Consider the following 13,553-nt stretch of genomic DNA (forward strand, 5'->3'; position numbering starts at 1 on the left):
GGCCTCCAGCGAGCGGACGACACGGTGTGGTTTCCAGGGGTGAATCTGTTCTTTTCCAGGGGTCAACCCCGGGGCCCCACAGCGCTGCGCACAGTCCGGGGGGACAGCCTCGAAGTCTACGTCTCGGGACTGACAGCGGCGGGCACTCGCGAGTAGCGTCACCCGTTGCCCACTCCGAGGGGCACGAGGCCCCTCACTCCACTGTCATGCACCAGGAGGCACCCCGCGATGTCGGTCCCGCGACCCGTTGAAACAGCTGATGAGCAGCGCGGCGAGGAGATCCTCGCCGTTTTCGACACCGCGTTCGGTGAGCTTCTGGCGGCCGATCCAGCGGCCTTCCGGGTGAAGTTCCGGAAGATGGCGGCCTCCGCGTTCGCCTTCTACCGGGGTACGGCGTGCCTCTTCTACCACGACCTGGAGCGGGAGCGCAGGGCCGGCGGGGTCACCGGCCCCTTCCTCGACGAGCGCACCGGACGGGTGTGGATCCACGGCGATCTGCACGCCGAGAACTTCGGCACGTACATGGACGCCAACGGCCGGCTGATCTTCAACGTCAATGACTTCGACGAGGCGTACGTCGGCCCCTTCACCTGGGACCTGAAGCGCTTCGCCGCCTCCCTCGCCCTGATCGGCTACACCAAGGCGCTCAGCGACGAGCAGATCACCGAACTGGTGGCGATCTACGCGGGCGCCTACCGCGAGCGGATCCACGCGCTGGCCACCGGCGCCAAGAACGACGAGGTCCCGCCCTTCACCCTGGACACGGCACAGGGCCCGCTGCTCGCCGCCCTGCGCTCGGCCCGCTCGCTGACCCGCTTCGGGCTGCTCGACTCGATGACCGAGATCCGGGAGTACGAGCGCCGCTTCGCACCGGGCGGCGGTTCCATCGAGCTGGACGCCGCCACCCGTTACAAGATCCTCGCGGCCTTCGACGGCTATCTGGAGACCCTGCCCGAGTCCAGCCTGACCCGCCCCGACTCGTACCGCGTGAAGGATGTCGTGGGACGGCGCGGCGTCGGTATCGGCTCCGCGGGGCTGCCCTCGTACAACATCCTGCTGGAGGGCAACAGCGACGCCCTGGAGAACGATGTCGTGATCTATATGAAGCAGGCGCAGACCCCGGCGGTCTCGCGGCATGTCACCGACCGGACCGTGCGGGAGTACTTCCAGCACGAGGGCCATCGCACGGTGATCTCGCAGCGGGCCCTCCAGGCCCATGCCGACCCGTGGCTCGGCTGGACCGAGCTGGACGGGACGGGGCAGCTGGTGGCGGAGGTCTCGCCGTACGCCGTGGATCTGGACTGGTCGGATCTGGACGACCCGCAGGAGATCGCGGCGGTCGTCGCCGACCTCGGCCGCGCGACGGCCACGATGCACGCGGCGGCGGACAACGAGAGCGGCCACTCGCTGGTGCCGTTCTCCACGGAACGCTCCATCGACGCGGCGATCGCGGCCGACGAGGAGGGCTTCGGCGCGCTGCTGGTGGACTTCGCGCACGCGTACGGGGCGCGGGCCAGGGCCGATCACCAGATCTTCGTCGACCTGTTCCGCAACGGCCGGCTGGCCTGAGACCGGCTGAGACCCGCCGTCCGCCTGGACGCTGGACGGACGGGACGGATCCTTAAGGACCGCTTACAGGGACGCATGGCACACTCGGCGACGATGGACATATCAGGGACGCGGCTCAGGGCGGCGCGGGCAGCACTGTTCACGGCACTGGTCGTGACACTGTCCGCGGGCTCGCACGTGCTGCTGTCCCGCGCCCCGCTGCCGCTGAGCGTCGTCGCCGCGCTCAGCGTCGTAGTGTTTCTGGTCGCCTACGCGGCGGCGGGCCGCGAGCGGGGCTTCTGGCGGATCGCGGCCCTGCTCGTCCCGCTCGAACTGGCCGCGGACACCGTCTTCACCAGCGGTCAGAACGTCTGTTACGGCCCGGCCGGCGGCCCCATCGCGGGGCCGCTGCGCTCGGTCGGCCTCGATGTCCTGTGCGGGGGAGCCTTCGGTACGCCGCTGCCCGGCGTGGTCTCCCCCGAGGGCACCCCGGCCGCCCTGCTGAACTCACCCGACCCGGCTCTGCCCTGGCTGCTGCTGGCCGCCCATGTCGCGATCGGGCTGCTCGCCGCGTTCTGGCTGCGGCACGGCGAGTCCGCGCTGTCCCGGCTGGTCCGGGCGGCGGGCGCCTGCGCCTTCCGCCCGCTGCTGATCGCCGTCGCGGCGGCGGGCACGGTCCGCCGGGCCGTACGGCGCGGGCCGCGCCCGGCGGGCCGCCCGCGGCCGTCCCGTACCCGCCTTCTCGTGCACTCCGTAGGACGGCGGGGGCCGCCGCGCCTCGCGCTCAGCTCTGTCTGAGCCACGCCCCGTCCCCCAGCAGCAGTTACGTCATCACACGGAGTGAATCATCATGAGCGCACGCAACAACCAGGCCAACAAGGCGGCGGCCCGCGAACGGCTGCGCGAGGAGCGCGAGCGGCAGGCGACGAAGGACAGGGTCCGCCGCCAGCTCGTCGTCCTCGGCTCGGCCGTCGTGGTCCTCGCGATAGCCGGCGGCGTGGGCTACGCCGTCGTCCAGTCCAACAAGCCCTCGCACTGGGAGGCGGTGAAGGACGAGACGTCCGTCGTCGCCCCGAAGAACACCGAGGGCACGAACGGTACGACCGTCGTCATCGGCAAGGCGGACGCCAAGAACACGCTGGAACTGTTCGAGGACTCCCGCTGCCCGGTCTGCGCGTCCTTCGAGCAGACGGTCGGCGAGACCGTCCAGAACGGCGTCGACTCCGGCGAGTTCAAGATCAAGTATGTCGGCGCGACCTTCATCGACAACTCCGACAACGGCACCGGCTCGAAGAACGCCCTGTCGGCGCTGGGCGCGGCGCTCAATGTGAGCCCCGAGGCGTTCCTCCAGTACAAGACCGCGCTCTACTCGACGAAGTTCCACCCCGAGGAGACCAACGACAAGTTCGCCAAGGACAGTTATCTGATCCAGGTGGCGGACTCGGTGAGCGCGCTCAAGGGCAACAAGGCGTTCCAGAAGAACGTCACGGACGGTACGTACGACGCCTGGGCGATGAAGATGTCCGCCGCCTTCGACAAGAGCGGGGTGAGCGGCACCCCGACGCTGAAGCTGGACGGCAAGAAGCTCACCGCCGAGGGCAGCGAGAACCCGCCCATGACGGTGGCGGAGTTCAACGCGGCGGTCACCCGGGCCCTCAAGGGCTGACGAGGAGAACCGCCCGGTCCGGACGGGGGGCAGCCCGTCCGCCGACCGGCACCCGGTCCTCGGCGCGACCTCGGAGCGGGCCCCGGCGCGACCTCAGAGCGAGTCGATGAAGGCGAGCCCGGTCCGCCAGGTCTCCTCGGCAGCCGCCTCGTCGTAGTCCGGCAGATCGGGGTCGGTGTAGAGATGCCCTGCCCCCGGGTAGCGGTAGATCTCCACATCGGCCCCGGCCTGCCGCATCTTCAAGTACCAGGCGGTCAGCCAGTCATGCGTCTCGAACGGGTCCGGATCCGCGACATGCAGTTGTACGGGCAGGTCGTCCACGGACGCGTTCTCCGCGATGTCGGACGTACCGTGCAACAGCAGCAGCCCGCGCGCCCTGCTGTCGCCGAGCGCCAGATTCTGCGCGATCGAGCCGCCGAGCGAGAAGCCCGCGTACACCAGACCGCGTTCCGAGTACGGCGCGGCGGCCAGCACCGCGCGGCGCAGCAGTTCGTCCTTGCCGATCTCGTCCTTCAGGGCCGTACCCTCCTCCACAGAGGTCGCGGTTCGGCCCTCGAAGAGGTCGGGCACGCGCACCTGGTGCCCGGCGGCACGCAGCCGGTCCGCCGCGGCGTGCACGGCCGGGCGCAGACCGTGGACGGAATGGAAGAGGATGATGTCCATCCGGCCATCCTGCCAGCCCGTATCGGAACCCGACGAGGGAGCCATGGAGAACGTACTGCGCCCACTTCTCGTGCTCGGCGGCTCGGTGCTGCTGACGCTCGCGCTCGGCTGGGCCGTCGATCTGGTGCTGCGCCGCGCGGACGGCCGGAACCCGGAGACCCCGCTGTGGGGGCTGCTGCGGCGCTGCCGACTGCCGCTCCAGGTGGTCCTGCTCACGGCCCTGCTGCGCGGTTCGTTCCGGCAGACCCGGTGGCGGATCATCGAGAACCATCACGACGGGATCGGCCGGGCGCTCTCGCTGGTGCTCATCGGCGCCGGTGCCTGGCTGGTGATACGGATCGTCTCGGCGGCGGTGGAGTCCACGTACGCCCGCTACGCGGCCTCGACCCGGGACGCGGCCCGGATCCGCCGGGTCCGTACGCAGGTGACGCTGATCATGCGGATCGTGACGGCGGTCGTCGCGGTGGTCGCGGCGGCGGCGATCCTGCTCACCTTCCCCGATATGCGGGCCATCGGCACCTCGATCCTGGCCTCCGCGGGCATCATCGGCATCGTCGCCGGTGTCGCCGCGCAGTCCACGCTCGGCAATCTCTTCGCGGGCTTCCAGATCGCGTTCGGGGACATGGTGCGGATCGGCGACACGGTGGTGGTGGACGGCGAGTGGGGCGTGGTCGAGGAGGTCACGCTCACCTTCCTCGCCGTACGGACCTGGGACGAGCGGCGCATCACGATGCCGGTGTCGTACTTCACCAGCAAGCCCTTCGAGAACTGGTCGCGCGGCGGGGTCCAGATGACCGGCACCGTCCTCTTCCAGCTGGATCACTCGGCCCCGATGGAGCCGATGCGCGAGAGGCTCCACGAGATCCTGCTGGCCTGCCCGGCCTGGGACGGCAGGGCCTGGAGTCTGGCGGTGACCGACACCGCCACCACCACGATGGAGGTGCGCGCCGTGGTCACGGCCAAGGACGCGGACGACATCTGGACGGTGCGCTGCGCGGTACGGGAGCAGCTGATCGTCTGGCTGGTGGAGAACCATCCGTACGCGCTGCCGAGGATCTCGACGGATCTCGCCCACGGGCTTCTCCCGCGCGGCCGGAGCCCGCTGGCCGCCGAGCGGACCGCACGGCCTGAACGGACCGAACGGACTGAACGCAACGAACGCGAGACGGGTGAGACGCGGGACCGCGGTGCGGACCACGAGAACACCGGGAACGGCCAGGACACCGAGGTCGACCAGGACACCGAGCGGCCCCGCACGAGCCGCGGCTGAGACCGCGCACGCGCTCAGCGCATGCTGCGTACGTCCAGATGGCGCAGGACGCGGTCCACGATCTCGGGGTTCGAGCCCGGCTCATTGCGGGCCGAGAGCACCTCGTGGCGGGCCGCCGACATCATCTCGCGCTGAATGCGCGAGACAGTCCTGAGGCGCTCCACTCGCTTGGTGACCCACTCACGCCGCTCGTCATCGATCAGATCGGGGCTGATCCGCACCCCGATGTCGCCCGCGCCGCGCAGGAGCCGCTCGCTGATCTCCTCCGGCAGATCCTCGACCTCCTCGATCTCCTTGAGCCGGCGCTTGGCCGCCTTGGCGGCGCGGATCGCGAGCGAGTGCTCCAGCTCGCGTTCCGCGTCCGTGTCCGCCCGTACGCCGAGCCTGCGCACCAGCCAGGGCAGGGTCAGACCCTGGATGACGAGGGTGGCCATGATGACCGCGAACGCGATGAAGATGATCTCCGCGCGACCGGGGAACGGCTCGCCGCTGTCGGTCTTCAGCGGGATCGCCAGCGCCAGGGCGACCGAGGCCACCCCGCGCATCCCGGCCCACCATATGACCACGGTCTCGCGCCAGCTGGTCGGGATCTCCTCGTCGTAGTCGCGGAGCTTGTGCATCCGCTTGGCCAGCCAGGTCGCCGGCAGCAGCCACAGCAGCCGTACGACCACGACGACCACGATGACCGCCGCGCCCCAGCCGAGCATCTCGGCCGCGTGGCCGCCGGTCGCGCCGAAGGCGTTGTGGAGCTCCAGCCCGATCAGACCGAAGGCGACGCCGGTCACCAGGGTGTCGACGATCTGCCAGAAGGAGTTGCCGGCCAGCCGCCCCATCACGTCGTCGGCGTCCGCCGTGTGCGTGGCCAGGAAGAGCGCGGTGGTCAGGACGGCGAGCACACCCGAGCCGTGCAGCTCCTCCGCCAGCACATAGCTGACGAACGGCACCAGCAGCGAGAGTCCGATCTGCAGCGTCGCGTCCCCGAGCAGCGACATCAGCTTGTTGGAGATCCAGCCGAGCGCGAGCCCCACCGCCACGGCGACCACCGCGGACAGGACGAGCGAACCGACCGCGCTCGGCCAGGAGAACGTTCCGCTGACGGCCGCGGCGATCGCCACGTGATAGAGCACGATCGCGGTGACATCGTTGAAGAGCCCCTCGCCCTCCAGGATCGAGACCAGCCGCCGGGGCAGTCCGAGAGAGCCCGCGACAGCGGTCGCGGCCACCGGATCGGGCGGGGCGACCAGCGCGCCGAGCGCGACCGCGGCGGCGATCGGCAGTCCGGGCACGATGGAGTTGGCCACCGCCGCGACGACCGCCGTCGTCACGAAGACCAGCGCGACCGCGAGCAGCAGGATAGGGCGCACATTCGCCGCGAACTGCCGCCAGGAGGTGCGCTGTACGGCGGCGTACAGCAGGGGTGGCAGCAGAAGCGGAAGGATAAAGTCCGGCGGCACCTGAACGTTCGGTACGAACGGCAGCAGCGCCAGGACGATCCCCGCCAGGGTCATCAGCACCGGCGGGGGCAGCCCCAGCCGCTCCCCGAGCGGCACCGTGACCACCGCGCCGAGCAACAGCACGAGCAGCAGCGCCAACTGGTCCACGTGAGGCCCTCCGGTGATCGAAAGCCTTACGGCAGACGTCGGTGATCAGGGGCTCCAGCCTGCCACGCACGCTGTCCGAATCCCCCCAGGGGGTGGCTGAAAGACGCCACGGAAGCGGCTCCGCCCGCTGAGGGAACAACCCGTCAGGAGAGCGTCCGCCGCATCGACCGGTGCGTGATGCCCGCGTCCTGGAATTCGGCGCCGTACGCCGCGTAACCCAGCCGCTCGTAGAAGCCCAGCGCGTGCGACTGCGCGTGCAGGTCCACCACCGTGAGGCCGCGTTCGCGGGCCGCGTCCTCGACGGCCCGTACCAGCGCCACGCCGATACGGAGGCCACGGGCCGACGCGACGACCGCCAGCCTTCCCAGCGAACCGACGGACGGGTCCCCGCCGGTCCGGTCGGCGGCCTCGGGCCCGTACAGCAGCCGCGCCGTGCCCAGCGGCGTCCCGTCCTCGCGGACCGCGAGCAACTGGAGCGCCCGCTCGTCACGGCCGTCGTACTCGATGTCCTCGGAGACCCGCTGCTCGACGACGAAGACCTCCTTGCGGACCGCGAAGCACGCCGCGACGTCCGCCGGTCCGGTCGCTATCCGCACCAGGAAGCCGGAGCCGGCCTCGCCCGCGGTCATCCGTTGCTCTCCGCTCTGACCTTGTCCAGCGCGCTCCGGAGATCGTCGGGGTAGCCGCTGGAGTACTCCACCCACCGCCCGTCCGACGGGTGCTCGAAGCCGAGCCGTACGGCGTGCAGCCACTGCCGCGTCAGCCCCAGCCGCTTGGCCAGCGTCGGATCGGCGCCGTAGGTCAGATCGCCCACGCAGGGGTGGCGGTGGGCGGACATGTGCACCCGGATCTGGTGCGTACGGCCCGTCTCCAGCTTGATGTCCAGCAGCGAGGCCGACCGGAACGCCTCGATCAGGTCGTAGTGCGTCACCGACGGCTTGCCCTCGGCGGTGACCGCCCACTTGTAGTCGTGGTTCGGATGGCGGCCGATGGGGGCGTCGATGGTCCCGCTCATCGGGTCCGGGTGGCCCTGCACCAGCGCGTGGTAGCGCTTGTCGACGACCCGCTCCTTGAACTGCGCCTTGAGCAGGGTGTACGCGCGCTCCGACTTGGCCACCACCATCAGCCCGGAGGTCCCGACGTCCAGCCGGTGCACGATGCCCTGCCGCTCGGCCGCCCCGGAGGTGGAGATGCGGTAGCCGGCGGCGGCCAGACCGCCGATGACGGTCGTACCGCTCCAGCCGGGGCTGGGATGCGCGGCGACACCGACCGGCTTGACGATCACCACGATGTCGTCGTCGTCGTGCACGATCTCCATGCCCTCGACGGGCTCGGCCACGATCTGCACCGGGACGGCGGCCAGCGGCATCTCGACCTCCAGCCAGGCCCCGCCGTTCACACGCTCGGACTTCCCGACGACGGCGCCGTCGACCTGGACCTTCCCGGAGGCGGCCAGCTCGGCCGCCTTCGTACGGGAGAACCCGAACATACGGGCGATAGCGGCGTCGACGCGCTCGCCCTCCAGGCCATCGGGCACGGGCAGCGTTCTGATCTCGGGAAAGCTCACCCGTCGAGTATGCCTTGTCAGTCCCGGTGGACGGTCCCGTCGGGGTCGAGGCCCCGGAACGACAGCAGCACGATGAGGATGCCGCCGCAGACGATCGCGGAGTCGGCGAGGTTGAAGACCGCGAAGTGCGCGGGCGCGATGAAGTCGACCACGGCGCCCTGGAAGACGCCGGGCGCACGGAAGATCCGGTCGGTGAGATTGCCCAGCGCGCCACCGAGCAGCAGACCCAGCGCGATCGCCCAGGGCAGGCTGTAGAGCTTGCGGGCCAGCCTGGCGATCACCACGATCACGGCCGCCGCGATACACGTGAAGATCACCGTGAACGCCTCGCCGATACCGAACGCTGCGCCCGGGTTCCTGATCGCCTCGAACTTCAGCAGATCGCCGATCACCTCGATCGGCTCGTGGTGCTCCAGCCTGGACACCACGAGCATCTTGCTGCTGAGGTCCAGCAGATAAGCCACCACGGCCACGGCGAAGAGGGCGACGATCTTGCGCTTCCCTCTGGGCTGCTCGGCGGCAGCCGCGGCCTCGTCGTCAACCTCCGGCGTACCGATGATGCGCTCCGCCTCTGCCACGTGAGTCCCTCAACCCTAGGTACCTGACTGAGGACGAGCGTACGGCACACGCGTACGCGTTCAGCCCCGACGTTCCTGCTTCTGCTTGTCCTCCACACAGAGCGTGGCTCGTGGAAACGCCTGCATCCTGGCCTTGCCGATCGGCTTTCCGCAGACCTCGCACAACCCGTACGTACCGGCGTCGAGCCGCTGGAGCGCCCGCTCGGTCTGCTCCAGCATCTCGCGGGCGTTGGCGGCGAGCGACATCTCGTGCTCGCGCGTGATGTTCTTCGTGCCGGTGTCCGCGTCGTCGTCACCGGCGCCGTCCCCGGAGTCCCGCATCAGCCCGGCCAGCGCGGTCTCGGACGAAGTGATCTCGGCGCGCAGTCTGGCCGACTCGCTCTCCAGCACGGCGCGGGCCGCCGCGACCTCCTCCGGCGTCCAGGGATCCTCGCCCGGCCGTACGGCCAGCTCCTCCGGGGGTGTGGCGGCGGCGCGCGCGGTGGGGACCGCCGTCGCGGCCCCCGATTCACGCCGGCCGGCCGCCGTACCCCCGCCGCCCGCGGTCTTCTTCGCTCCCACCGTGCTGGCTCCCGTCTGTTCCGCGGCCTGGGCCGCCCCCTCGGCCGCGGACGCGGCCTTCTTCGCGGTCTCACCGACGGCCGCCCGGCCGGGCACCGCCTTCTTGGCCGGTGCCCTCTTGGCCGCTTTCTTCGCCGCGGACTTCTTCGCCGGTGCTTTCCTGGCCGATGCCTTCTTGGCCGCTTTCTTCGCCGTGGCCTTCTTGGCCGGTGCTTTCTTGGCCGGTGCCTTCTTCGCCGTGGCCTTCGCCGTGGTCCTGGCCGCGCTCTCGGTCGCCGGTTCCGCCGCGGTCGTCTTCTTCGCGGCGGTCTTCTTCGCCACCATGGCCGCGGCCCCTTCACATAGGGTGATCTTGCTCGCGAATCGTGCTGGGACGATAAATCGACCCCAGCGCCGCGGCAACGGGGCACGCCGCCGGATCGACCCTCCCCACGTCGGTGAACAAGACCAGCCTGCCTCCGTTGTGCCCAGCTCGCCGCCCGGTAATCCGCCGGTGGGCCACCACCGAGCCGCCGCCGAGCCCACCAGGGCCGGTATAACCATTCGGGTCATACGTTCGGCCGTACGGCGCTCCCCGCGAAAACCGGTCGGCCGCGCCTCGCTCGGCCCCGTACACTGGGCCGAGCGAGAGGCGTGGATGGGGACGAGTAGCGTCGTACGCGGCCATGAGCGACCCGGGGACGGTGAGAGCCCGGGGGCAGAGCGCGATGTGAAGCATCACCCCGGAGCCGCCGGAAGAAAGCCCCGGTCCGACCGGAGCGAGTAGAACCGGCAGCGCGACCCCAATGAGGGGGCCGCGGGCGGCGCACGCCCGGGGCCAAGGAGGGTGGTACCGCGGGAGCACTGCTCTCGTCCCTCCGACGGAGATGCCGCAGTTCCGCCGGAGGAAGCGCCCCATGACACCAGTGACCCCGCCCCAGTACCGCCAGGTGCCCGCCCAGGTCGACCTGCCCGCGCTGGAACACGCCGTGCTCGATTTCTGGCGCGAGAGCAAGGTCTTCGACAAGAGCCTCGAACAGTCCGAGGGCCGCCCCGAGTGGGTCTTCTACGAGGGACCGCCCACCGCCAACGGCATGCCGGGCGCGCACCACATCGAAGCCCGTGTCTTCAAGGACGTCTTCCCGCGCTTCCGCACCATGCGCGGCTACCACGTCGCCCGCAAGGCCGGCTGGGACTGCCACGGCCTGCCCGTGGAGCTGGCCGTCGAGAAGGAGCTGGGCTTCACCGGCAAGAAGGACATCGAGGCGTACGGCATCGCGGAGTTCAACGCCAAGTGCCGCGAGTCCGTCACCCGCCACACCGACGCCTTCGCCGAGCTGACGACCCGCATGGGGTACTGGGTCGATCTGGACGACGCGTACCGCACGATGGACCCGGAGTACGTCGACTCCGTCTGGTGGTCGCTGAAGGAGATCTTCAACAAGGGCCTGCTGGTCCAGGACTACCGCGTCGCTCCCTGGTGTCCCCGCGACCAGACGGGCCTGTCCGACCATGAACTGGCGCAGGGGTACGAGACGATCGTCGACCCCTCGGTCTTCGTCCGCTTCCCGCTCACCTCGGGACCGCTCGCGGGCGAGGCGGCGCTGCTGGTCTGGACAACCACCCCCTGGACGCTGGTCTCGAACACCGCCGTCGCCGCGCACCCCGACGTCACCTACGTCGTCGCGACGAACGGCGAGGAGAAGCTCGTCGTCGCCCGCCCGCTGCTGGAGAAGGCGCTGGGCGAGGGGTGGGAGGCCACCGGCGAGTCGTTCACCGGCCGCGAGATGGAGCGCTGGACGTACGACCGCCCCTTCACGCTGATCGACTTCCCGGACGGGACCGAGGCGCACTACGTCGTCAACGCCGAGTACGTCACGACCGAGGACGGTACGGGTCTGGTCCACCAGTCCCCGGCCTTCGGCGAGGACGACCTCAAGGTCTGCCGCGCGTACGGCCTTCCGGTCGTGAACCCGGTCCGTCCCGACGGCACGTTCGAGGAGAGCGTCCCGCTGGTCGGCGGGGTCTTCTTCAAGAAGGCGGACGAAGCGCTGACCGAGGACCTGCGCGAGCGCGGGCTGCTGCTGCGCCATGTGCCCTACGAGCACAGCTACCCGCACTGCTGGCGCTGCCACACCGCGCTCCTCTACTACGCGCAGCCGTCCTGGTACATCCGTACGACGGCCATCAAGGACCGGCTGCTGGAGGAGAACGAGAAGACCAACTGGATTCCGGAGTCGGTCAAGCACGGCCGGTACGGGGACTGGCTGAACAACAACGTCGACTGGGCGCTGTCCCGTAACCGCTACTGGGGTACCCCGCTGCCGATCTGGCGCTGCGAGGACAACCATCTGACGTGCGTGGGCTCCCGCGCGGAGCTGAGCGAGCTGACGGGCACCGACCAGTCGGCGCTGGACCCGCACCGCCCGTTCATCGACGAGGTCACGTTCGGCTGCCCCACGGAGGGCTGTTCGCTGGAGGCCGTCCGGGTCCCCGAGGTCATCGACGCCTGGTACGACTCGGGTTCGATGCCGTTCGCGCAGTGGGGCTACCCGTACAAGAACAAGGACCTCTTCGAGAAGCGCTACCCGGCGCAGTTCATCTCGGAGGCGATCGACCAGACGCGCGGCTGGTTCTACACGCTGATGACCGTCGGCACGCTGGTTTTCGACAAGTCGTCGTACGAGAACGTGGTCTGCCTCGGCCACATCCTCGCCGAGGACGGCCGCAAGATGTCCAAGCACCTGGGCAACACCCTCCAACCGATCCCGCTGATGGATCAGCACGGCGCGGACGCGGTGCGCTGGTTCATGGCGGCCGGCGGCTCCCCGTGGGCGGCCCGACGGGTCGGCAACGGCACGATCCAGGAGGTCGTCCGCAAGACGCTCCTCACCTACTGGAACACCATCGCCTTCCAAGCCCTGTACGCGCGCACCTCCAACTGGGCGCCCAGCGAGGCCGATCCGGCGCCGGCCGACCGCCCGCTGCTCGACCGCTGGCTGCTGAGCGAGCTGCACGCGCTGGTCGACCAGACCACGCAGGCCATGGAGGCGTACGACACCCAGCGCACCGGCAAGCTGCTCTCGGCCTTCGTCGACGATCTCTCCAACTGGTACGTACGCCGCTCGCGCCGCCGCTTCTGGCAGGGCGACAAGGCGGCGCTGCGCACACTGCACGAGGTGGTCGACACGGTCACGCGGCTGATGGCCCCGCTGACCCCGTTCATCACCGAGCGGGTCTGGCAGGACATGATCGTGCCGGTGACGGCCGAGGCGGAGGAGTCGGTCCATCTGACCGGCTGGCCTCAGGCCGACCTCACGGCGATCGATCCGGTGCTCTCGCGGCAGATGACGCTGGTACGCAGGCTGGTCGAGCTGGGCCGCGCGACGCGCGCCGAGTCGGCCGTGAAGACCCGCCAGCCGCTGTCCCGCGCGCTGATCGCGGCGACGGGCTTCGAGGACCTCTCCCCCGAGCTGCGCGCCCAGATCACCGAGGAGCTGAACGTCTCCTCGCTGGCGACGCTCTCCGAGGTGGGCGGCTCGCTGGTCGACACCACGGCCAAGGCGAACTTCCGCGCGCTGGGCAAGCGCTTCGGCAAGGGCGTCCAGGCGGTGGCCAAGGCCGTCGCCGAGGCGGACGCGGCGGCCCTGTCCGCCGCCCTGCGCGACGGTACGGCCACGGTGACCGTGGACGGCGAGCCGATCGCGCTCGCCCCCGACGAGGTGATCATCACGGAGACCCCGCGCGAGGGCTGGTCGGTCGCCTCGGACTCCGGCGCGACGGTCGCCCTGGATCTGGAGATCACCCCGGAACTGCGCCTGGCGGGCCTGGCCCGTGACGCGATCCGCCTCATCCAGGAGGCCCGCAAGAACAGCGGTCTCGACGTGGCGGACCGCATCGCGGTGCGCTGGACGGCGTCGTCCCCGTCCACCACGGAGGCCCTGACGGCCCACGCCCCGCTGATCTCCGAGGAGGTCCTCGCGACGGACTTCGCCACGGGCGAAGCGGACGACGCGGAAGCGGACGACGCGTACGGCGCCCCCTTCACGGACGAGGGCCTGTCGCTCACGTTCCGGCTGCGCAAGATCTGACCCGCCTCCCCTCCCCTGGACGGCCCGGC

General features: G+C 70.3%; 11 protein-coding genes. 5 read left to right on the top strand and 6 right to left on the bottom strand.

Translation table 11 applies throughout. The features are described from left to right. Positions 1-228 precede the first annotated feature (228 nt). From ACIRQP_RS01320 to ACIRQP_RS01330, 3 genes are all read left to right on the top strand, one after another. Positions 229-1,569, top strand: a complete 1,341-nt coding sequence (locus ACIRQP_RS01320) for a DUF2252 domain-containing protein (RefSeq protein ID WP_403881544.1) — start codon at positions 229-231, stop codon at positions 1,567-1,569. Positions 1,570-1,662: 93 nt separating this feature from the next. Next, positions 1,663-2,346: a hypothetical protein gene (locus ACIRQP_RS01325; protein ID WP_403881547.1), complete on the top strand. Its 684-nt coding sequence runs from the start codon at positions 1,663-1,665 to the stop codon at positions 2,344-2,346. A 52-nt stretch (positions 2,347-2,398) separates the two neighbouring features. Beyond that, complete coding sequence (locus tag ACIRQP_RS01330) at positions 2,399-3,214, top strand: DsbA family protein (protein ID WP_403881550.1); 816 nt, start codon at positions 2,399-2,401, stop codon at positions 3,212-3,214. 93 nt (positions 3,215-3,307) lie between these two features. Here ACIRQP_RS01330 and ACIRQP_RS01335 read toward each other — a convergent pair whose 3' ends face one another. Continuing rightward, positions 3,308-3,877, bottom strand: coding sequence for a dienelactone hydrolase family protein (locus ACIRQP_RS01335; protein ID WP_403881553.1), 570 nt, complete (start codon positions 3,875-3,877; stop codon positions 3,308-3,310). A 43-nt stretch (positions 3,878-3,920) separates the two neighbouring features. Between ACIRQP_RS01335 and ACIRQP_RS01340 the strand changes: the two genes are divergently transcribed. Continuing rightward, complete coding sequence (locus ACIRQP_RS01340) at positions 3,921-5,147, top strand: mechanosensitive ion channel family protein (RefSeq protein ID WP_403881556.1); 1,227 nt, start codon at positions 3,921-3,923, stop codon at positions 5,145-5,147. Between the two features lie 14 nt (positions 5,148-5,161). Here the strand turns inward: ACIRQP_RS01340 and ACIRQP_RS01345 are convergent, their stop codons facing one another. The 5 genes from ACIRQP_RS01345 to ACIRQP_RS01365 all read right to left on the bottom strand — a co-directional run bounded on the left by ACIRQP_RS01345 (position 5,162) and on the right by ACIRQP_RS01365 (position 9,778). Continuing rightward, a complete protein-coding gene (locus ACIRQP_RS01345; RefSeq protein WP_403881559.1) occupies positions 5,162-6,748 on the bottom strand; it encodes a Na+/H+ antiporter in 1,587 nt (528 codons plus the stop codon). Positions 6,749-6,891: 143 nt separating this feature from the next. Further along, a complete protein-coding gene (locus ACIRQP_RS01350; RefSeq protein WP_403881562.1) occupies positions 6,892-7,377 on the bottom strand; it encodes a GNAT family N-acetyltransferase in 486 nt (161 codons plus the stop codon). Continuing rightward, positions 7,374-8,315, bottom strand: a complete 942-nt coding sequence (locus ACIRQP_RS01355) for an RluA family pseudouridine synthase (protein ID WP_403881565.1) — start codon at positions 8,313-8,315, stop codon at positions 7,374-7,376. The genes ACIRQP_RS01350 and ACIRQP_RS01355 overlap by 4 nt, the downstream gene beginning before the upstream one ends. A 17-nt stretch (positions 8,316-8,332) precedes the next feature. After that, the gene (lspA, locus tag ACIRQP_RS01360; protein ID WP_403881568.1) at positions 8,333-8,893 is read right to left on the bottom strand and encodes a signal peptidase II; all 561 of its coding nucleotides are present in this window, start codon (positions 8,891-8,893) and stop codon (positions 8,333-8,335) included. 60 nt (positions 8,894-8,953) lie between these two features. Then, positions 8,954-9,778 carry a TraR/DksA family transcriptional regulator gene (locus ACIRQP_RS01365; protein ID WP_403881570.1) on the bottom strand — a complete coding sequence of 275 codons (825 nt, stop codon included), beginning with the start codon at positions 9,776-9,778 and terminating at the stop codon, positions 8,954-8,956. 581 nt (positions 9,779-10,359) lie between these two features. Between ACIRQP_RS01365 and ileS the strand changes: the two genes are divergently transcribed. After that, positions 10,360-13,524 carry an isoleucine--tRNA ligase gene (ileS, locus tag ACIRQP_RS01370; protein WP_403882109.1) on the top strand — a complete coding sequence of 1,055 codons (3,165 nt, stop codon included), beginning with the start codon at positions 10,360-10,362 and terminating at the stop codon, positions 13,522-13,524. Positions 13,525-13,553: the final 29 nt, after the last annotated feature.

This window comes from Streptomyces sp. NPDC102274, assembly GCF_044766385.1.
Lineage (GTDB): Bacteria > Actinomycetota > Actinomycetes > Streptomycetales > Streptomycetaceae > Streptomyces.

Coding starts and splice junctions, on each gene's coding strand:
- ACIRQP_RS01320 (WP_403881544.1), top strand. CDS start 229: ATGTCGGTCCCGCGACCCGTTGAAACAGCTGATGAGCAGCGCGGCGAG.
- ACIRQP_RS01325 (WP_403881547.1), top strand. CDS start 1,663: ATGGACATATCAGGGACGCGGCTCAGGGCGGCGCGGGCAGCACTGTTC.
- ACIRQP_RS01330 (WP_403881550.1), top strand. CDS start 2,399: ATGAGCGCACGCAACAACCAGGCCAACAAGGCGGCGGCCCGCGAACGG.
- ACIRQP_RS01335 (WP_403881553.1), bottom strand. CDS start 3,877: ATGGACATCATCCTCTTCCATTCCGTCCACGGTCTGCGCCCGGCCGTG.
- ACIRQP_RS01340 (WP_403881556.1), top strand. CDS start 3,921: ATGGAGAACGTACTGCGCCCACTTCTCGTGCTCGGCGGCTCGGTGCTG.
- ACIRQP_RS01350 (WP_403881562.1), bottom strand. CDS start 7,377: ATGACCGCGGGCGAGGCCGGCTCCGGCTTCCTGGTGCGGATAGCGACC.
- ACIRQP_RS01365 (WP_403881570.1), bottom strand. CDS start 9,778: ATGGTGGCGAAGAAGACCGCCGCGAAGAAGACGACCGCGGCGGAACCG.